This window comes from Hymenobacter mucosus (genome assembly GCF_900188255.1).
In the GTDB taxonomy this organism is placed as follows: domain Bacteria; phylum Bacteroidota; class Bacteroidia; order Cytophagales; family Hymenobacteraceae; genus Hymenobacter; species Hymenobacter mucosus.
The window spans coordinates 1-22,210 of the sequence record NZ_FZNS01000014.1 but is presented as its reverse complement, the minus strand read 5'-3'; the positions used below and the strand labels follow the sequence as shown (position 1 = coordinate 22,210).

At 57.3% G+C, this 22,210-nt stretch carries 10 protein-coding genes; 9 read left to right on the top strand and 1 reads right to left on the bottom strand.

The genetic code is table 11. The features are described 5' to 3' along the window. Positions 1–431: 431 nt before the first annotated feature. Positions 432–1,130, bottom strand: a complete 699-nt coding sequence (locus tag CHB83_RS20860; protein WP_179225590.1) for a siderophore-interacting protein — start codon at positions 1,128–1,130, stop codon at positions 432–434. Positions 1,131–1,759: 629 nt separating this feature from the next. Here CHB83_RS20860 and CHB83_RS20855 point away from each other — a divergent pair. The 9 genes from CHB83_RS20855 (at position 1,760) to CHB83_RS20815 (ending at position 22,033) form a co-directional block, all read left to right on the top strand. Then, positions 1,760–4,486 carry a PAS domain-containing hybrid sensor histidine kinase/response regulator gene (locus CHB83_RS20855; RefSeq protein ID WP_089334108.1) on the top strand — a complete coding sequence of 909 codons (2,727 nt, stop codon included), beginning with the start codon at positions 1,760–1,762 and terminating at the stop codon, positions 4,484–4,486. A 199-nt stretch (positions 4,487–4,685) separates the two neighbouring features. Beyond that, positions 4,686–7,031 (top strand): sensor histidine kinase, encoded by a 2,346-nt coding sequence (locus tag CHB83_RS20850; protein ID WP_089334107.1) that lies wholly within the window; start codon positions 4,686–4,688, stop codon positions 7,029–7,031. A 520-nt stretch (positions 7,032–7,551) separates the two neighbouring features. Next, on the top strand, positions 7,552–10,296 hold the full coding sequence (locus CHB83_RS20845) for a hybrid sensor histidine kinase/response regulator transcription factor (RefSeq protein WP_089334106.1): 2,745 nt from the start codon (positions 7,552–7,554) through the stop codon (positions 10,294–10,296). A 204-nt stretch (positions 10,297–10,500) separates the two neighbouring features. Next, positions 10,501–11,823, top strand: coding sequence for a sugar porter family MFS transporter (locus tag CHB83_RS20840; protein ID WP_089334105.1), 1,323 nt, complete (start codon positions 10,501–10,503; stop codon positions 11,821–11,823). A gap of 159 nt (positions 11,824–11,982) precedes the next feature. After that, positions 11,983–12,858 carry a carbohydrate kinase family protein gene (locus CHB83_RS20835; RefSeq protein ID WP_245855400.1) on the top strand — a complete coding sequence of 292 codons (876 nt, stop codon included), beginning with the start codon at positions 11,983–11,985 and terminating at the stop codon, positions 12,856–12,858. 573 nt (positions 12,859–13,431) lie between these two features. Beyond that, on the top strand, positions 13,432–16,476 hold the full coding sequence (locus CHB83_RS20830; protein WP_089334104.1) for a SusC/RagA family TonB-linked outer membrane protein: 3,045 nt from the start codon (positions 13,432–13,434) through the stop codon (positions 16,474–16,476). A gap of 21 nt (positions 16,477–16,497) precedes the next feature. Continuing rightward, positions 16,498–18,060 carry a RagB/SusD family nutrient uptake outer membrane protein gene (locus CHB83_RS20825; protein WP_089334103.1) on the top strand — a complete coding sequence of 521 codons (1,563 nt, stop codon included), beginning with the start codon at positions 16,498–16,500 and terminating at the stop codon, positions 18,058–18,060. A 105-nt stretch (positions 18,061–18,165) separates the two neighbouring features. Next, entirely contained in the window at positions 18,166–19,935 is a 1,770-nt protein-coding gene (locus tag CHB83_RS20820; RefSeq protein WP_089334102.1) for a glycoside hydrolase family 13 protein, read from the top strand. Positions 19,936–19,969: 34 nt separating this feature from the next. Continuing rightward, on the top strand, positions 19,970–22,033 hold the full coding sequence (locus tag CHB83_RS20815; protein WP_218823218.1) for a glycoside hydrolase family 65 protein: 2,064 nt from the start codon (positions 19,970–19,972) through the stop codon (positions 22,031–22,033). Positions 22,034–22,210 lie beyond the last annotated feature (177 nt).

Below are 22,210 nucleotides of genomic sequence, written 5' to 3'. Positions count from 1 at the left end.
GCAGCTAGTAGAGAGAAGAGTTCTTGAAAGGATTAGTAGCACCTAACGATTTCTAATCCGAGCAACGCGCTTTACACGCGCCTAAAAACAAGCACTACTGTACCCGTATGCGCTCAACTTTTACTAAGACTGACTTCCTAGCAGGAAGAGCAAACCCATATCGTTCTTGAAGGAAATCTTCAGATGCGGCAAGGCGGTCGTAATCTAGTTTTCCACGGTGCGTTTAGAAATGCCAAGATGGTCGGCAATTTCAGACTCACCTTAGGTTCTCACTCACCCGCCGGGTAGGAAGAACCTGCATGGGCATGGCTAGCCCGTACTATTCTGGCCTCGGGCCTAGTTTATACAAAATACTCACCGGGGGTCCTGGCGCTACAAGCATCGTTAGCTGGTCATCGTGGTCTGCCCGCCACGGGACCTCTTTACTACGGCTATTTCCAGAAGGGTTTGGCCTTGACAGTGAGGGTAGGCCACTCACGTTGTAGCAATCTATAGCCGGCAATGCACGTCGCCTCCAAGCCACCCCAATACACCTGCGCCCCCGGCAGGGCCCGTAGGCCCTGAACTTCTGCCGCCTGTAGATACTGCAAGGCAGAAAGCGCATCGGCAGCTTCCACGTGCAAAGGCCGGGTACCGTCCAAGTCCGCAAATACCTCGTCGTGGTGATGGGCGTGGATGACGCTGAGCACGGGCACGGTAGGCGGCACTTGCCTTCGCAGCGCATAGAAGTGGGAAAGGCAGGAAACGTCGCCCAGGAACACATGCGCGGGGGCGGTTGGATTCAGCAGGAACTTGCCGCCCGGGCCGTAGAAATGGACCGCGTCGCCGGGCCGGCACTGCGCCGCCCAGCGCGCACCGGGACCATCCGAGAATGTGCAGATGGCTAGCTCCAACTCCAGGCGGTCAGCGTCGTACCCCCACACTGAATACGTGCGCTTGCGCAGGCTTGCCGCCGCGCCAGTGGCACCTAGCCCGAAAAAGACGTTCAGCGTTTGGCCGGGCGTGTAGGTCCAACCGGCGAGAGTCGGACCCGTGAGGGTAATGCGGTAGGCATAGGAAGCAATGCGCTCGGCGCGGGCCACGGTAACGTGTTGGGTGACCTGCCGCGCTAAAGAAGTCAGAAGACTCATAAGGTAAGATTTACTCAGGTAGTCGAACCCGGCTAGTAAATACCTTACGGCACCGCAACAGGTAAGCGCCCGATCCAGCATTTTCTGCTGGATCGGGCGCCAATAAAGCAGTCAAATCAAAAACTAGCCGTACGCTACCAGCACCGTAGGAACACGGGTAATTGCAGACGTTCTAAAAGTGAATCCAAACTGCTAATCACGCTATAGGCCGCAACCCTCCGGATTACATAAGACGCGCAAAATTCAGCGGGCAACAGATTCACTTTGCTATTGAACAGCTTACTGAGCGGCACATGTTCAAACGCCCGCTCACCCCGGCCGTGTGGCCTTGAGATAAAGTAGCGCAAACAGAATCGGCAACGTTTATCGGCCCTCTATGCCAAGCCAGGAGCATTACATGAATACTAAGTTTTTGATTGTCAGCAGCAAACTTATCAGCAGCTAAAGCAGTACGCAAAGATGCAAGCAGGTGGGTGTAGGCACCCCCTTCCGAAAAAGTGTACTTTGCCTAGTTATTCCGTACGTGTTACTGAAATACTACCGACAGTTCTGCCCGGCACCTGTTGCGTAGGGCAGCACTCCTTCGTTATCTTCTACTTTGCTTACGAATACCTATTATCTCTGCTAATATGTCCTCTTCCCCCTTAGATGGAACGGCTAGTCTAGCGGATCAACTGGCGCAGTGCCAGCTCGCCCTGGCTGCCGCCCAAGTTCAGATTACTGCCTTGCAGCAGGCAGCACATTCCGCTAATCGTCCCCTTGCGGTGGCCTTCCTGCAACAGCTGCCCACGGGAGGATGGCTGATTGACACGGACGGTCAAACTCAAGCTCTCAACGTAGCTTTCTGCACCTTACTGGGCCTTTCTGCGGAGCGCCTATTCGCTCTCAGCCCCCAGCCTTCGGTAGCAGAAATCAACTGGATTGCGGCGGCTTTTCATACCCCAGCTACTTTTCACACGTGGCTGCAAACGGTTCACAGAGCAGAGCAAACAGTACTCTGCCAGGAGTTTGCCTTGGCCGACGGTCGAGTAATTGAACTTGACTACCTGGTACTAGAATCAGAAGGCTCGGAACGCCTGATTATGGGTCGCGATATTACCGCGCGCCACCAGCGCCAGACCCAAGTGCAGGCCCGTGCCAGCTTACTCGAGCAGAATCCACAACCTGTAATGCAGCTTTCTGCTGCGGGTGAGGTATGCTACGCAAACCCGGCCGCTGCTTCCCTACTAGTGGCCAGTCCCGACGCGGTGCAACAAGTAGATGGGCAGCACCTGCTACACCTAGGGCAGCAAGCCTTACAAACCGGCCAGCCGCAGGAGGCTACGCTGGCCGGAAACTCCTACCAGGCTACTGCAGTGGCCGGGCTGGGAGAGGCGCACCTTACGTTGTACCTAACTGCGCGGGCCGTTTGCTGGCCGCAGCTTCAACTCAGTGAGCAGGAGGCCTTCTATGAAACAATACTCGCCCACGCGCCCGCTGGCGTCATAGCCTTCGATGCCGAACACCGCTATTTGTACGTAAACGCTGTAGTGGAACCCGATGCAGCTACGCGAGCTTGGCTGATTGGCAAGAACAACTTTGAATCGTGCGCCCAGCGGGGGCGGCCCCGCGCTATGGCAGAGCGCCGCCAGGTGCTGTTTGAACAAGCCTTGCGGGAGCGGCAGGAGGTTACGTGGGAGGAAACCTTGTGGGACCCCCAGTTGGGGGAGCGGTATCACCTACGGCGCTTCCGTCCCTTGTTCGCCCCCAATGGCACGCTACGCATGGTGCTAAGCCTAGGCATTGATATTACCGAGCGGCAGCAGGCTGAAATGACCTTGCAGGAACACCAGCATTTCATCCAGCAGATCGTAGACACGATACCTAACATGCTCTGCGTGATAAGCTCTACCAACGAAGTAGTGTTTGCCAACGTAGCTTTTCGAGACTTCTTCCAGAGCCGGGGCTTCAACCGACCTCAACGAACCGACCACCAGCGCGACTATGATCAGTTCTGCGCCTGGAACCGGCAGGTGCTCGAAACCAAGCAAATCCTTCGTCGTGAAATTTCGCTTACAACCGAGGAAGGACAGGTGCGCTACTTCCAAACCGACAAACGCCCCCTACAACGAGCAGACGGCCGGCTGGAGGTACTAACGCTGCACACCGACATTACGGCGCGGGTAGTGGCTGAGCAGGAGGCCCAGCACGCCAAGCAGCAGGCCGAAGAAAATGCCCAGGCCAAGGAAATGTTTCTCTCGCGCATGAGTCACGAAATCCGAACGCCCTTGAACGGGGTGTTGGGTATGGCGCTGCTACTGGAAAAAACACCGCTTACTACCCAGCAGCAAGACTACCTGACCACGATGCAGCAAGCTGGTCATCAGCTGTTGATGCTGATCAACGACGTACTTGATTTAACTAAAATCACCTCCCGGCCTCAGCCCTTGGTTCAGGCCCCATTCGATGTGCTAAGTACCCTGCAAGGTGCCCAGCAGACGGTAGGCGCCCTAGCCACGCTAAAAGGCCTCCCCGTAACCGTGGCGGCAGATGCGCTCCAGGGGCTCGCAGTGCTCGGCGACGCGGCCCGCCTCCACCAAGTACTGCTCAATCTGCTGGGCAACGCCCTTAAGTTTACGGAGCAGGGTAGCATTCACCTGGGTGCCACGCTGGTCAACCAAACCCTGGATGACGTGACCGTACGCTTCTGGGTGCAGGATACGGGTATTGGCATTGCCCCCGAGGAACAGGAAGGTATCTTCGAGGCCTTCAGCCAAGGTAGCGCGGTCTCGTCGTCCGGTTTGGGCGGAACGGGCCTGGGGCTGGCCATCAGCGACCAACTAGTGCGGCAGATGGGGGGCGTGCTACGGCTAAGTAGCACCTTGCACGAAGGCTCCACTTTTTTCTTTGTGCTGACGCTACCGCGGAGTGAGGACACCACGACCCTCGTACCAGCCGAACCGCCGAAGGCAAGCTACGCGGCCTTACGGGGCCTGCGGGTGTTGCTGGCCGAAGACAACCTAATCAACCAATGGATTACCCGGGTGATTTTGGAGCAGCGGGGCGTAGTCGTTGATGTGGTGGACAGTGGAGTAGCAGCACTGGCTGCGCTTGAGGCGCAGCCCTACGACGCGGCGGTACTCGATATTCAAATGCCCGGCATGAGCGGGCTGGAAGTAACCCGGGCTTTCCGTCAGCTACCAAACCCAACCCGCACCACTATGCCCATTATTGCCTTAACGGCCAACGCGTTTGAGGCAGACCAAGCTACGTACTTGGCGGCCGGCATGAACGGGTGCGTGACCAAGCCATTTGCGGAAGACGATCTGTGCCTATTGCTGTTGCAACTCACGCAGCCTATTCTACGAAACGGTTGACTGGCCTGGTCTACACGCTTGCCCAAACGCGCTGGCCTTTTGGCCTACCGAGGCGACCTGGTTATCCTTGTTGCTTGCAGCGCCGTTCTATGCGCGCATAGCCACCTGAGGCGGCACCAGGTTCTCTTACCTGCTTGGGCTGACGACTATTTTCTGGAAGGCTAACTACGACACGAGTATTTCCCTTGCCTTCATCTTCATGGAAAACATCTTGCCAGCTAATGTACCTGCCAGCAGTAGTCCTGCTACTGCTTGGGAGCAGTTGAAGCACCGGGCCAGCGCTCCTCCTACCAGCTTGGCGGAGGCTCAGGAGTTGCTAACCGCGTTGCTAGCCCAGCAGGAAGTATTGCTAGAAGAGAATCGGCACTTGCACACTGTTCAGCAGACACTAGCCACTAGCGAAGCTCGCCTACAAGCGGCCGAAGCCATAGCTCACTTGGGTAGTTATGAGCTGGACCTGCGCAGCGGGGCGGTGCAGTTTTCTGCGGGTATGTATCAGCTCTTTGGCGAGACACCACAGATGGGTACACCGTCGGTGGCGTGGATGGATTCCCGAACTCACCCAGACGATGTGCCTACCATCCGGCGGATTCTCGCCCAGGCCCGACGCAATCGGCAACCTTACTGGTACAGCCGCCGCATCCGGCGCCCCGATGGACAGTGGCGCAACTTGGTTTCGCACGGTCGGGTAGTGTGCGATGCTGCCGGCACGGCCATTCGGCTAGAGAGCGTGGTAGAAGACCAAACGGAAGCGCGGGATGCGGCGCAGGAGCTATTGACTGCCAAGGAGCAGCTGCAAGTGAGCCTGGATAATTCGCTCTATGTGGTACAGGCTTTCAAGGCAGTACGTGACGACAACGGGCACATTGTGGACTTTACGTGGGTGTATGCCAACAAAGCCTGGACGGACCGCTACGGGGAGCCGGTAGGCAAAAGCCTGCTCACGGAAAACCCCGGTGTGGTTGTTAATGGCCTGTTTGAGCAGTTTGTGCAGGTGACGCATACCGGCGTACCCGTCGACCACGAGCACTACTATAGCCATGAGCAATTCGATGGCTGGTTTCACCAAACGCTGGTGAAAATGGGCGACGGCTTTGTGATGCACACCGAGGACATCAACGCCCGCAAACAAGCCGAGCAGCAGTTGCAGACGAGCCGGGAACTCCTGCAGGCTACCCTCGACAGCTCCCCGAGCATGGTGCAGGTATTTGAAGCCGTACGCGACGAGCAAGGCGAAATCGTGGACTTTCGGTGGATACTCAATAACCAGGCTGCGGAGAACATCTACGGCGACGTAATTGGCCAGCTCCTGCTAACCCAAAACCCCGGCGTGGTGGCAGCTGGCATATTCGACACCTTCAAGCGGGTAGTAGAAACCGGGTGTCCCGACCAGAGCGAGCGGTACTACGCCCAGGAGCAGTTCGATGGCTGGTTTCACCAGTCTACCGTGAAGTTACACGATGGCGTAGCCACCACCACGGCCGATATTACGGGGCGCAAAGAGGCCGAGCAGCAGTTGCGCCAGAACTTGCAGCAGTTAAAACAAACGGAGCAAGTGGCGCAGCTAGGTAGTTGGGAGTATGAGCCCGCTACGGATACACTACGCTGGTCGGCGGGCATGTACCGCCTGTTCGATTTACCAGTGGGTACACCCGTACAACTCACGACCTACCTCGACTACGTGCTGACAGAAGACCGGCAGCTAGCCCAGCGGCTAATGCACCAGTTACAGCACAGCCCCCAGGCCATGGAAGAAACCGTGCGTATCAACGTTCGGGGGGGCGTTACGTCCTTGAAGATAAGAGCCACGGTGCTGCGTAATACGGCCGGGCAGCCCGTACGTGTGCTGGGTGTGGATATGGACGTCAGTGAAGTTATTCGCCTAGAGCAGGAAAACCTACGCCTGCGCCTGGAACAACAAAACCAGCTGTTGTTTGCCATTCTTGATGCTCAGGAAGAAGAGCGCCATCGAATAGCTGAGTCTTTACACAATGGGGTGGGCCAGCTTTTGTACGCCACCAAGCTAAACCTTCACCGGGTTGCCCACCTGCTCCCAGCGCCCGAGGGTGCTCTTTCGGCTATGGTAGCGAAAACAGAGCACCTACTCGGCACTGCCATTGCCGAAACCCGACGGGTTTCGCACGAACTGATTCCCATCCTGTTGAAGGAATACGGCTTAGACAAGGCCCTTAAAGACTTCTGCTCTCATTTTGCAAGTAGTGGTATTGCCTTTTCGTGCCATGGGCTGACAGAACGCCTCTCCCCCTACCTGGAAACGGCCATCTACCGCATAGCGCAGGAGCTAATCAACAATATCATCAAGCACGCCCAGGCCACCCGGGCCCGCTTGGAAGTAACTCGCGATGCCCACGGCCTCTGCATAGAAGCCCAGGACGACGGCGTTGGTCTTGTCACCCGCACACCCTTCACGGGTATTGGCCTGAAGATTATTGAAGACCGGGTAACGCTGCTGAACGGAACGCTTCAACTAGAATCGGCTCTGGGTCAGGGGACGCTCATCACCATTTGCATTCCCCTACCCTAGCTCTTTCCGGCGTAGGAGCGTTACGTTGCTACTCGGCCTAGGCACTAGGGGAAGCACGGCACTTCTAGCCTGCTAAGGCTGCGCAAGGGAGCAGGCTAGACGTGCCGCGGCTCAGAAAGGCGGGCGCCCGACTTATCCTTACAACTGAAAGTAGCAGCCTCGGCTACTGGCCCCACTCGGGCAATCAGTAGTTACTAGTCTGATTACCATAGTATTATTACTGTGCCTGCTCTCGCAATTGGTGGTCAACCTCAAGTAGGTGCCTTACCTTCTCCCCCTGCTAAGGAAGAACACGGCTGCACCAGCGCCTTTATTAATAGTAGGTAACATCTGGGTAGGCGCTAATAAGAAGGTGTACAAGTCTCCCTATATCAAGGAAATAAGTCAAATTATTCTGTAGTAATTTACAAGCTCATCCGTGCCCGTCGTCAGCAAGCACCCACGCTTGCGCCGGGGTACTGGTGCCACGCCGACCCTACCTGCCCTTACCCAACCATACTCCCACCCTTTGAACTTTTCAGTGACTAAACATGACTGGTTCCGATTTCTGACTTTCGGTGTATTAGCTCTGCTGGTCAGCTGCACGACGGATACCCGGGAGCCGGTGTACCGCATAGGCTTCTCGCAGTGTACCACCAACGACGCCTGGCGCCGAGCCATGCTGGCCGGCATGGAAAAGGAACTGAGCTTTCACCCGAACGTGCAGTTCCAGATGCTGGACGCCAAGAACAATAGCGCCCTGCAACGCCAGCAGGTGCAGGAACTGATTCGGCAGAAGGTAGACTTACTATTGATTTCCCCTAATCAGTCGGGGCCCTTAACGGCCATAGCAGAAGCCGCTTACAATCAAGGCATTCCGGTTGTCATTCTTGACCGACGCACAACCTCGCGCCTTTATACCGCCTACGTGGGCGGCAACAACCAAGAGGTAGGTCGCACCGCGGGGCAGTACGCTGCCCAATTGTTAAGCGGCCGCGGCCAGGTGCTCGAAATTACGGGCACTCCTGGCTCCTCCCCAGCCACCGACCGCACCCTGGGCTTCCGGCAAGCTTTGTCGTCCCACGCCTCCGTGCAAGTAGTTGCCCAGGTGCTGGGTGACTGGCAGCCCGCTTCGGTACTAGCCCGCTTGCCGTCCGTATTGCGGGCGCATCCCGGGGTTGATTTGATTTTTGCTCACAATGACCCCATGGCGCGGGCGGCCCACCAAGTAGCCCGGCAGCTCGGCCGAGCCGAGCGCCTACACATAATTGGGGTAGATGGCCTTCCGGGGCCGGGCAATGGCTTGCAGTTGGTGGAAGATGGCGTGCTAAAGGCGACCCTGCTGTACCCTACCGGAGGAGAAGAAGCCATCCGCACGGCCCTGCGTATTCTGCGCCATGAGCCCTACGTGAAAGATAACGTACTGGGCACGATGGTCATTGACTCGCTGAACGTAGGTACTGTGCGCGCCCAAACACAGGCCTTGGTTGCCCAACGGCAGGACCTGCGCCGGCAGCAGTTGCGCCTGAAAGAACAGATGCGCCGTTATGCCAGCCAGAAAATCACAGTTTATCTGCTTCTGGCAAGCTTGATGGTGGCCACGCTGCTGGGGGCTCTAGCGTGGCGGTCCTCGCGCCTGAACCGTCGCATTCGGGAAGTACTAGAGGGGCAGAACGCCCAAATTAGCGCCCAGCACAACCAGATTGCACAACTGGCCGAGGAAGCCCGTCGGTCGTCGGAGGCCAAGCTGCGCTTTTTCACCAACTTCTCTCACGAGCTGCGCACCCCGCTCACCCTCATTTTGGGCCCAGTAGAAGACTTGCTCACCAACCCTAGTGAGCTAACTGCTGCCCAGCGCCACGACTTGCAGCTGGTGCGCCGCAACACCCAGCGCTTACTACAGTTGGTAAACCAGTTGTTGGATTTCCGCAAAATCGACGTGGGCAAGATGGCCGTGCGCGCTACCCAGGGCAACCTGGTAGCTTTCGTGCGGGAGCTCATGGATGTATTCGAGAAAACCGCGCTGCGCCGGGGCATCACCTTCCGGTTTTTGCCAGCCGAACCTGTTATCAGCCTGTGGTTCGACGGCGACATTCTAGACAAGGTGTTTTCCAACTTACTTTCCAACGCCTTCAAGTACACCCCCGATGGCGGCCACATTACGGTAAGCATGCAGCGCAATGCCGGCACCAATACCGTGCAGATAAGCGTAGAAGACAACGGGCGCGGCATTGCCGAAACAGATCAGCCGCACATCATGCGGTGGTTTTACCAGGGTAGCCAGCCATCTGCCAACGGCTCGGGGCTGGGGCTCGCCCTGGCCGACGGTCTAACCCGCTTGCACGAGGGTACCTTATCCTTTCGGAGTCAGCCCGGCCACGGCAGCACGTTCACGGTGACGCTGCCCCTGGAGAAGCCTACTACTTTCTTGGATGCGGAGCTAGCCCACAATACGCACGCGCCGAATGACCTGCTCGACGACGAGCCCGCGCCTCTGCTCGACGAGAGCCCGCTGGCCCGCACAACCACTACCGTACTCATAATTGAAGATCAGGAAGAAGTACGCAACTTTCTGGTGCAGAAGCTCCAACCTCACTTCCAGGTAAGTACCGCCGCCGATGGCGCTACCGGCTTACGCCAGGCCAGTGAGACCATTCCCGATGTGGTTGTTTGTGATGTAAACTTGCCGGAGCTCAGTGGCCTTGACGTGGTGGCCGCCCTGAAAGGCGACTGGCGCACCTCCCACATTCCCCTGGTGCTACTCACGGCCCGCAATGCCCCCGAACAGCAGATTGAGGGTGTGCAGGCCGGGGCCGACCTCTACCTGACCAAACCTTTCAACCCCACCTTCCTAGTAGAAAGCCTGCGCACACTACTGCGCAACCGCGACCAGCAGCGGGAGCACTTCCGCCGGGAGCTGTCGGTGGATACCGCTACGGTAGCGCCCCAGCGCGTAGACCAAAAGTTTTTGGCCGACCTCATGGCCATCATCGAAGCCAACCTCGACCGGTCCAGCCTGAGCGTGGATGATATTGCGCGCAGTATGGGCATTTCGCAGATGCAGTTGTACCGCAAAGTGAAAGCCCTGTTAGGCACGGGTGTAATTGACTGCATCCAAAACCTACGCCTTACCAAGGCCCGGCAACTGCTGCTTCAGGAAGGTAGTACCATTGCTCAGGTAGCTTATCAAACCGGCTTTTCTTCTCCTTCCTACTTTGCCACCCTCTTCAAAGGCAAGTACCAAGTATCTCCCTCCGAGTTTAAAGCTCTGCACACAGGCCACTAACCCTGTCAAAATTCTGCAAGTGCTGTCGAATTATTAAGGATATAGCCCTGTTCAAGAACTAGATATACGCTATTAAATTACTTATTATCAGCATCTTACGTAACAAATAATGATCTGCAAGAATTTTGCATGCATTTGAAAGAATGCAGCAGACTGTAGCCGTAACGGAAGGCAAGATTTGGGAAACGTTCACCCCGGTTTTCCATGATTCAGCGCAAAGTTCTTTTCTGGTCAATCGTCACGGCACTGGGCGGCTTTCTATTTGGCTTTGACACGGCCGTGATTTCAGGAGCCGAAAGGTCCATTCAGCACCTCTGGCAGTTGTCGGCTTTCGAGCACGGCTTTACTATCTCGATTGCCCTGATTGGTACAGTACTAGGTGCTATGTTCGGGGGTATCCCTTCGGACCAGTTGGGGCGGCGGCAAACCTTGCGCTGGATTGCGGTGCTGTACTTGGTGTCGGCCGTAGGCGCGGCGCTAGCGCCGAGTTGGGTACCCTTCATGGTGTTCCGCTTTTTAGGTGGTTTGGGCGTGGGGGCTTCCTCCGTAACGGCTCCACTCTACATTTCTGAAATTTCGCCGGCCAACTCGCGCGGCAAGCTGGTGGGCTTGTTTCAGTTCAACATTGTCTTTGGCATTCTCGCAGCCTACCTCTCTAACTACCTGCTTGCCAATGCCGGTGAAGATTCTTGGCGCCTAATGCTGGGCGTGCAGGCTCTGCCAGCGGCGGCCTTCCTGCTCTTCCTATTTCAAGTACCCGAAAGCCCCCGCTGGCTACTACTGCATGGCCGCCTGAATGAAGGCCGCGACGTGCTAAGCATTATTAGCCCCGCTACCGTGCAGGAGGATGTAGCCGCCATCCTGAACGCTCAGTTTCTTGGCACCGGCCGCGGGGAGTCGTTGTGGGCAACTCAGTACCGCACGCCGGTGCTGCTTGCCGTGGCCTTTGCCTTTTTCAATCAGGTGTCGGGCATCAATGCCATCATCTATTATGCCCCGCGCATTTTTGAGATGACCGGCCTGGGTCAGGGCGCGGCCTTGCTCTCGTCGGCGGGTATTGGTCTGGTCAACTTTGCCTTTACTCTTCTGGGGGTCAATGTCATCGACCGGTTTGGGCGGCGCAAACTCATGCTGGTAGGGTCTTTTGGCCTCATTGCCACGCTAGCGCTGGTAGCGCGAGCCTTTTATACCCAGCAGTTCAGCGGTTACCTCGTGCCGGTGCTGCTGTTCGTGTACATCGGCTTCTTTGCTTTCTCGCAAGGAGCCGTCATCTGGGTGTTCATCTCCGAGATATTTCCCAACGCGGTGCGGGCCAAGGGACAAGCATTGGGCTCCTCTACCCACTGGGTAATGGCTACGGTTATTGCCTTCTCTTTTCCCTACCTGGCCGAGCGCTTGGGCGGTGGGCATACATTCTCTTTTTTCTGCGCCATGATGGTGCTGCAACTCCTGTTTGTGCTGCGCTATATGCCCGAAACCAAGGGTAGTAGTTTGGAGCAAATGGAGAACACGCTGGTCATGCACTAAGGGTGCTGCGGTTAGTGTCGGGCGTAAAAAATAACGCCTTTAGACCAGCCAGACCAGCATTTCCTAAACAGCCACTGGCGCCCCCAGCAGTAGGGCTGAAAGGCATTTCGGTGGCTGTAGCGAGGTAGTGTTTTCAGGAACTCTTTTCCATCTCATCCCATGCCAATTGCTTGCTTTGGAGAAATGCTATGGGACATGCTACCCACCGGCCGGCAGCCCGGCGGCGCCCCCCTGAATGTAGCCGTGCACCTGCACAACTTCGGTCTGAATGCTCTAATTATCAGCCGTATTGGTCATGATGACTTAGGTACCGAGTTGCGGGCTTTCGTGGAGTCAAAGAACATCAGCACCCACTACGTGCAGCACGGCGAAACTCACCTGACAGGCGTGGTAAAAGCCAACGTGAGCAACACGATGGAAGTAACCTACCAGATTGTGAAGCCCGTGGCCTGGGACTACATCCAGTACACGGCCGAGGTACGAGAATTGGTAGAAACGGCCGAGGCCTTCGTATATGGCAGCCTCGCGGCCCGCCACGCACCCTCCCGCGAAACGTTGTACCGGCTACTGCAACAAGCCCGCCTCAAGGTCTTTGATGTAAACCTACGCCCCCCCCACTACTCCCGCGACGTAGTGAGCTACCTACTCAACCAAGCCGACGTGGTAAAACTAAACCACCACGAGTTAACGGAAATCATGGGGTGGTTTGGGGTGGCCCCGAGTGAAGAAACGGCCCTACAGTGGCTGGCTGAACGCTTTCATCTGCAAGCCGTGTGCGTCACGAAGGGAGCCGATGGAGCAGTCTTGTGGGTCGACCACCAGCTGTATTTCAGCCCAAGCTTAGTGGTGCAGGTGCAAGATACCATCGGTAGCGGCGACGCTTTTCTTGCTGCTTTGCTTCGGGGGTTGCTGCTGAGGCAGGCGCCTCCCAACTACTTGGCTTTTGCCTGCGCCGCGGGTGCCCTAGTAGCCAGCTACCAGGGCGCTACCCCACCCATATCTGAGGCCCAGGTGCTGGCGTTGGCCGCCGTTTGAGCATCCCTTTGCTGCTGTCAACCCATGAAAACAAGACAATTAAACTGATGGCCTTCTACACCAACTACCCCAATATCTAGGCTAGGGCACACCTGAATACAAGGGCCTAACCTAGCAGCACTAGGCTAGCAACCTCATCCTAACCATTGGCCGCCAGAGGTCATGGGCCCCTGATTCTTCTAGTACGCACCGCCGCAGTGGATGATCAGTGCTAGTAGAGCCTACCTAGGATAGCGCACTCACCATATCTGTTTCAAGGGCTGCATTTCACCTGTCTCAGCTTACCAATCTTAGCCTGCCCTTGACTTCGGCCACACTTGGCTTTTCATGCTTTTCCATCTTATCTGCCTTCCCACATAACCCTTCCTTTCCTATGCTACCAACCTAACTCTCCTCAGCTCAACATTACGCAATACTCTGCTCCTCAGTGGCTAACTGCCTGCACCCATAGTGCCTTTCCCGAGTTGCACTCAGCAAAGCCGAGCCGTTTGCCTTGCTTTTCTGCCGAGTAGCGGCAGCCGGCTTACGCTTAGCTAAGTGCCTGTAGAATTCCCACACTCTATTCCTTCACTCATGGACAATAACTGGTACAAACGCTACACATTGGCTGAGCAATCATCCGCCGGGCTATCCGGCCGAAGCATTCCTGCATTAGTGAAAGCTCTGGTTTTCACCAGCCTATGTGCATTATCTCCTATACTGAGCCAAGCGCAGGCTACGCGGTCTGTTTCGGGCAGAGTAGTTGACGCTACTTCAAACGGCCTACCGGGCGTGACGGTCGTTGTGCCCGGCACGTCGGTAGGAACAAGCACCAGCGGCGACGGCAGCTTTACCCTGCAAGTACCCACTGATGCCACCACCCTAACCGTATCCTTTGTGGGCTTTGCGTCTCAGCAAGTCAGCATCACGGGCAAATCTACGGTGCAAGTGACGCTGCGCGAAGACGCTCAGGCCCTGGGCGACGTGGTGGTGGTAGGCTACGGCACGGCCCGTAAGCAAGACCTCACCGGAGCCGTAAGTTCATTGAGCCCCAAAGACTTTAACAAGGGAACCTTCACCTCACCCGACCAACTGATTCAGGGGCGAGCCTCGGGCGTGCAGGTAACTCAGAACAGCGGGCAGCCCGGCGGCGCCGCTACCATCCGCATCCGCGGTAACTCGGCCGTGACCGGTACGGGCCAGCCGCTGTACGTCATTGATGGCGTACCCCTGGATGGTCGCTCGGCCCGGCCCGGCCTGAACACCGCCCTGGGTGGCAGCCCCGACAGCAACCCGCTCAACTTCCTAAACCCGGCTGATATTGAAAGCATTGACGTGCTCAAGGACGCTTCCGCTACGGCCATTTACGGGTCCCGGGCAGCCTACGGCGTAGTCATCATTACTACCAAGCGCGGCAAATCGGGTGAGCCCCGGCTGGATGTGGGCGTCTCAGGAGGCTTTTCCCAGATTATGCGCAAGATTGACGTGCTTGACGCCGACCAATACCGGCAGGCCCTGCGCTACTACGATGCGCCCACTACCAACGACAAGGGCTTAAACAACGACCCCCTAGATGCTATTCTGCGCACGGCAGCCCTCCAGAACTACAACGTGGCCCTGAGCGGCGGCAGCGACAACGGCCGCTACCGCCTTTCGCTCGGCTACCTCGATCAGAAGGGCATTGTTCGGAAAACCGGGTTTAAAAAGTATACCGCTAGCCTTTCTACCAACCTAAAGTTCCTGGAAAGCAAGCGCCTGGGGGCCGACGTAAACCTGACTACGAGCCAATTCCGGGAGCAGCTGGCACCCATCACCAACAACGGCGACTTCCGCGGCAGCCTCATCGGCCAGGCTTTGCAGTACAACCCTACCGATACGCTGTACAATTCTGACGGCAGCCCGTTCGTCCGGCGTGGCACCATCATCAACCCAGTAGCCCAACTAGAGTACTACAACGACAACTCCCGGGTAACCACTGCGTTGGCTTCGATTTCACCGTACTATAAGTTCACCGATTGGCTGGAATACCGGGCCCTGATTTCGGCTAACTATAGCACTGGGGTCCGCCGCACGTCCATCGACCAGCGCCTCAACATTGAGGACTACGTTGGGCGGGGGTTTGCGCTTATCGGCAACAACGAGCTGCTCACCCAGCAAATGACGCACACGCTGAGCTTCAACCGGCAGGTCAGCCCCGACTTCAACGTGAATGCGCTGCTGGGGTACGAGTACCAGAAGTTTGCTAACTCTGGCTCAACCATCAATGCACTGGGGCCAGCCGGCGGCTTTGGCACCTATGGGCTGGATTACACCAACTACCTACAATACTCCAACCCGTCGGCCCGCAACATTTCCTCGTTTGTGGACCCCGTAACCGAACTGCAGTCGTACTTCGGCCGGGCCATTGTAAATTACAAAAACCGCTACTTACTGACGGCAACCCTGCGGGCAGATGGTAGCACTAAGTTCGGCGCCAACAACCGGTACGGCTATTTCCCTTCCTTATCAGCAGCCTGGGACATCAGCCAGGAAAGCTTCTTTGCCGTTGAGGCCATCAACCAACTGAAGGCGCGGGTAGGCTACGGCCGCACCGGCAACCAGGAGTTCCCGGCAGGCTCGGCGCAGGGGCAGTTTGCCTTCTTGTCCAATAGCGGTGGCCTAGGCCAGATTACCAACGCAAACCCGGACCTAAAGTGGCAGGCCGACGAGCAGTACAACGCTGGCCTCGACTTCGCCTTATTCAACAACCGCCTGACGCTGACGGCTGACTATTTCTACAAGCGCACAACCGACCTGCTTTACCCCAATATTCCCGGGTATCCGGCGGCGCCTGGTGGGAGCAGTGTTATCTGGGCCAACCTCGACGGCATCATTGTTAACAAGGGGGTAGAACTGTTGGCAGGCATCACGGCCTTCGACACGCAACGCTTCGGGCTGAGCTTTGCGGCCAATGCGACATTCGTAAAAAATGAGGTATCGGGGCTGCCAGCTACCCTGGTTATTCAAACGGGTACGCTTAGCGGGCAGGGCCTCTCGGGCGTAACGATAGAAACCATTCAGAACGGCTCTCCGCTGAACGGCTTCTACTTGCCCACCTATAACGGTATCAACGCCAGCACAGGGCTGTACAACGAATTTGGGGCCGCGGGCTACGCCGGCAACCCTAACCCCACCACGCTGGCGGGCCTGAGCACAACTGCCCGCTTTGCCAAGCTTTCCCTGACGGCCAATCTCAATGGGGTATTCGGCAATAAGATTTATAACAACACTTTTAACAGCGTACTGAACGTCAGCCAGATTCGTGCGGGCCGCAACATTGCCCTGGCCGAATACGAGTCGGGCACGAGGGAGTCGCTGGCCAATGCCGTTACGCCCTCCACGCGCTACTTAGAAAACGGCAATTTCGTGCGCCTCTCCAACGTGACGCTGTCCTACGCCCTCGGCGACCTGGGCAAAGCCTTTAAGGGTGCCAGCGTGTATGCCATCGGCCAGAACCTCTTTGTCATTACCAAGTACCGCGGCTTCGACCCGGAGGTAAACACCAATAAGGCATTTGGTGTGGTCCCTTCGGCTGGCATCGACTACACGGGCTACCCCACGGCGCGCACCTTCACGTTCGGCGTCAATTTCTCTCTGTAAACCACCCCTGATCCATTTTTTATGAAAAAGATACTCAGCGCGGCGGCTTTGCTGACTGTGCTTCAACTAGCTGGCAGCTGCGAGATAAACGAAGAATTTCAGGGCTCTCTTACACCCGACCAGGTGAGGACAGGTAACGCGGCTTCTTTACTCGATGGCGTGTACACCTCCATGCGTAGCCCGTTTCAGGGCGCTACTCAGGTATTTGCCCTCTCGGAAGTAACCACCGATGAGCGCATTATGCCTACCCGGGCCGGCGACTGGGACGACAACGGCGTGTGGCGCCAACTGCACCTGCACACCTGGGACGCCAACCACAGCCAAATTCGCGACGCCTTTGCCAACCTGGGCGGGGTAGTATTTGCCGCCAACGACGTGCTGCGGCCCGAGTTTAGTGCCTCTGTCCAGCAGCAGGCCGAAGCTCGCTTCCTGCGGGCCTGGGCCATGTACTGGACGCTGGACCTATTTGACCAAGTACCCTACCGGGAGCCCGGCGAGAGTGTGGCTGCTAATGCCCGTGTGCGCAAGGGTACGGAAGCCCTCGACTTCATTATTAGTGAGGTGAATGCCGTGCTGACCAACTTGCCCGACGGGCCGGCCTACCGGGCCAATAAGGATGCGGCGCGGGGCTTGCTTATGAAGTGCTACCTCAACCGGGGCGTGTACGCCAACCGCCAGACGCCCACGTTTGCCGCCGCCGACATGAACCAGGTGATTACCCTGGCCGACCAGATTATCAACTCCGGGCGCTACCAGTTTGCCACCAACTACTTTGACAACTTCGCCCCCGATAACACGGCCATCGGCACGGAGAACATTTTTACGGAGCTAAACATTGGCGGCGTGAGCAGCGGCGCCCAGTTTGACCTGTGGCGGTTTATTTCCCACTACAACATGTCGCCTAGTGGCTACAACGGGCCGGCTGCGCTACCCAGCTTCTACGACAAGTTTGGGGCGAATGACATCAGACGGGGTACAGTGTATACCTACAAGAATGGCCCGCTGAATCCCGGCAAGCGTCAGAACGTGGGCTTCCTCCTCGGACAGCAGTACAACCTAACAACCGACGCCCCCCTGACTGACCGCACGGGAGCCCCCCTGGCTTTCACCCGGGAAGTGCGCATCATTGAAACCGGTGCTAACCTGGAAGTCACGGGAATTCGCCCAATGAAATACCCACCCGACTTTACCAACAACGGAGCCGGCACTACCGACAACGACATGGTACACCTGCGACTGCCCGATATTCTGCTGATGAAGGCGGAGGCTATTTTGCGCGGCGGCACCCCCACTTCGGCCGGTACTTACGGCACTACCCCGCTGGCGCTGGTCAACTCCATCCGCACGCATTCGTCGCGCAACGCTGGTGCACTAACCAGCTTAGATTTAAACTCCCTTCTCGACGAGCGGGGGCGGGAGCTGTACCTGGAGCAGTGGCGCCGGCAGGACATGGTGCGTTTTGGCAAATTCTTGGGGCCCATTGAGCAGGGCCCAACCAGCAGCGAAGCCAAGTATCTGATTTTTCCCATTCCCAATCAACAGCTGGCCGTTAACCCGAATCTAACGCAAAACCCCGGGTACTAATCGTTTTACTTCACTGGCCACCGCGCCCACCAACAGGCTGCTGGTTGCTGCTACTCAGTAGCGGCCAGCAGCCTGCACGCGGAAAACGGGCCCTACTTCTGCGCAATGAAGAACATCATCCAAACTGCCCTGGTGGCCTTGCTTCTCATTTCAACCAGCAGCTGGGCGCAATCCGTCTCCTCTAACCACCGCCCGGCGGCCCGAGCCCAGCCGACAAGCCAAAAGCAAAATGCCCAGTGGTGGAAAGAAACTGTTGTGTACCAAATTTATCCGCGCAGCTTTCAAGACAGTAATGGTGATGGCGTGGGCGACTTGCGCGGTATCATTTCCAAGCTAGATTACCTGAAGAGCCTGGGCGTGGGTACGGTGTGGCTGAATCCAATTTACGCCTCGCCCAACGACGACAACGGCTACGATATTTCCGATTATCGGCAGATTATGCCGGCATTTGGCACCATGCAGGATTTCGATGCCCTGCTCAAAGGCCTGCATCAGCGCAACATCAAGCTCGTGATGGATCTGGTGGTTAATCACAGTAGCGACGAGCACGAGTGGTTTAAGCAGGCCCGTAGCTCGCGCACCAATCCCTACCGAGACTATTACCACTGGTGGCCGGCGGAAAAAGGCAAACCAACGCCGCGCTGGAGTTTTTTTGACGTGAACAGCGACGCCTGGAAGTATGACTCGCTCACCAACTCCTACTACTTGCATTACTTCTCGCGCAAGCAGCCCGATTTGAACTGGGAAAATCCCAAGTTGCGGCAGGAAGTGTACCAGTTGATGCGTTTTTGGCTGGACAAGGGCATCGACGGCTTCCGAATGGATGCGTTCCAGTTTGTGTCGAAAGACACGACCTTTCCCGTATTACCGGCAGGCTACGAGAAAAACATCATTGCCTACTACGGGGAGGGCCCGCACCTGCATGACTACCTCCAGGAAATGAACCGGGAGGTGCTGAGCAAGTACAACGTCATGACCGTGGCCGAGGGTGCCGGCCGGGGCCCCACCGACGCCATGCGCTTCGTAGACCCCGCGCGCCACGAGTTGAACATGGCGTATCACTTTGAAGGGGTTGACCTGGGCAATGGCCCCGGGGGCTACCAGCTCAAGGATTTCAAGCGGGTATATACCCGTTGGGACAGTGCTTTTGCTCAGAAGGGTTGGCTTTCTATCTTCCTAGCCAACCATGATGTGCCCCGGATGGTGAGCAAGTTCGGCGACGACCGGCCCGCTTTCCGGGAGCCCTCGGCCAAGCTACTGACTACCTTTATCCTGACCATGCGCGGCACGCCGTACTACTACAATGGCGATGAGCTAGGCATGACCAATATCCGCTTCGACCGAATTGAGCAGTACCGCGACGTGGCTACCCGCAACGAGTATGCGCGCCTGCAACAGCAAGGCGGCGACCTAGCGGCCTTCTTAGCCACAGCTAAGCGCAGTGCCCGGGATAATGCGCGCACACCTTTCCAGTGGAATGCATCGGCCAATGCGGGTTTTACTACTGGTGCGCCCTGGCTTGCGGTAAACCCCAACTACCCGCAACTGAACGCGGCGGCTCAGGAGAAAGACCCTAACTCCGTCCTCAATTACTTCCGGCGGGCCACGGCTGCGCGGCAGCAGCACAAGGTGCTGGTGTACGGGGCCTACCACCTGCTGGACGAAGCCAACCCCCACATCTACGCCTACACCCGCACCCTCGGCCCCGACAAGGCTTTGGTAGTGCTCAACTTCTCTTCGGAAAAGCGCAAGTGGCCGGTGCCAGCGGGTCTGACTCTCAACGGTATGCCCTGGCTCAATAACTACCCTACCTTTACTTCCGCCTCTACCTTAGCCTTGGAGCCCTGGCAGGCCGTGGTAATACCCTTGCGCTGAACCCCACCCCACCCGTTCTTTCGCCCTCTTTCCCATGACCACCCACTTTCCCACTTTGCCTAGGCTGCTCTGTGCCCTCGCTTTATTCCTAGGGGCTGCGTGGCGCCCGGCGGCAGCCCAAACGCCCGACCCTTGGCGCCTAACTGCCGCCCAAGTTGACCCGCGCAACTACTACGGAGTCACGGTAGCCAACGGGATGCTGGGCGTGGTTTCTTCGCCTGAGCCGTTTCAGGTGAAAAGCGTGGTGCTGGCCGGCGCCTATGACCAGTACGGGCGGGGTCGGGTGAGCAACTTCCTCAACAGCTTCAACCTACTGAACATGTACCTGGAGGTAGATGGGCAGCGCCTCTCCGGCAAGGACGTGAGCAACTTCCGGCAGGAGCTGGATATGCAGCATGCTGGGCTGACTACTTCCTTCGATTACGCCGATAAGGCTACTATCCGCTACACGCATTATGCCCTGCGCCAGCTTCCCTACACGGTACTGGTGGACGTGACCATAACGGCCAAAAAAGACGTGTCCCTCACCGCCGCTAGCGTCATGGACGCCCCTGACGCTCTGCGCGAGGTTCAAAACTACTACAACGAAATAGACCGTCCGCACGTCACGCTCAGCCTGCTCACGTCGTCGGCGCACAGCAGCACGGGCAAGCTCCAGCTGTGCGCTTCCAACAGCTTTCTTTTCAGCGAGCCGCACGGACAGGAGCCCAAGGTCATTCATGAAATGTGGGACAGCAACATGCACCTGATGAAGTTCAACAAGGTGCTGAAAGCCGGGCAAACCTACAGCTACGCGGTGGCAGGCTCGTCCATCACCTCTGCCCACCATGCCGACCCCCTCAACGAAGCCGAGCGCCTGACCATTTTTGCCCGCCTTGAGGGCAAGGAGCGCCTATTGAGCTTCCACGCCAAAGCCTGGGATGAGTTGTGGAAAAGTGACATTCAGATTCAGGGCGATGCCCAGGCCCAGCAGGACGTACACAGCATGCTCTACCACTTGTACAGCTTCTCGCGCGCTGGCACCGATTACTCGCCTTCGCCCATGGGCCTCTCGGGCCTGGGCTACAACGGCCACGTGTTTTGGGATACCGACGTGTGGATGTTTCCGGCTTTACTGGTCTTGCACCCTGAAATTGCCAAATCCTTACTTGAGTACCGGTTTCGGCGGCTGGAGCCAGCCCAGCGCAACGCCTTCTCTCATGGCTACCAGGGAGCCATGTACCCGTGGGAAAGCGCCGATATGGGGGTGGAAGAAACGCCCGTGTGGGCCCTGAGCGGACCCTTTGAGCACCATATTTCGGCCGACGTGGCCCTGGCAGCTTGGCAGTACTACTGTGTAACTCAGGACCAAGGCTGGCTGCGGGAGAAAGGCTGGCCAATCCTATCCGCTACGGCCGATTTTTGGGCCAGCCGGGTGGAGCGCAACGGCCCCGGGCGCTACGACATTCGCAACGTAGTTGCCGCCGATGAATGGGCCGAAAACGTGGACAACGACGCCTTTACCAACGCCGCCGCCCAGGTAAACCTGCGCAACGCCGTCGCTGCCGCCAAGCTGCTGGGCTTGCGCGCCAATCCCGACTGGCTGCACGTAGCCCAGAACATTCCGATTCTGAAAATGGCGGATGGCACTACCCGCGAGCACGCCACCTACCAGGGCGAAGGCATCAAGCAGGGCGACGTAAACTTGCTGGCCTACCCCCTGAACGTCGTCACGGCCCCGGCCCAAATCAGGAAAGACTTAGAGTACTACGAAACCCGGGTGCCCACGGCGGGCACTCCAGCCATGACCCAGGCCATCTTTGCCTTGCTTTACGCGCGTCTTGGCAATGCTGAAAAGGCTAAAATCTGGTTTAAGGATGCCTACGAACCCAATCTGCTACCTCCCTTCCGTGTCATTGCCGAAACCAAAGGTGGCACCAACCCTTACTTTGCTACGGGTGCAGGCGGAGTGCTGCAAGCCGTACTGATGGGTTTTGGGGGACTCAATATCACGCCCACCGGCATTGTGCAAAGCAAAACCACCTTACCCACCGGCTGGCAGTCCGTGAAGATTACCGGGGTGGGCGTACAGCGCAAAACCTATTCGGTAAGTCGCTGAGGAATTTTAAGGTAGGCCCCCTCACGTGCACTACTGGTGCTGCTGCGCGGCTTCGGTTCAGTAGCCAGGAAACGGCTACCCTTTAGCCTCAATAAGCGCAACGTGCCCAATGTGAGTACCAGCACCTACTACCGAGGGTATACTATCACTATTTTAAACGTACTTGGCATAAAATAC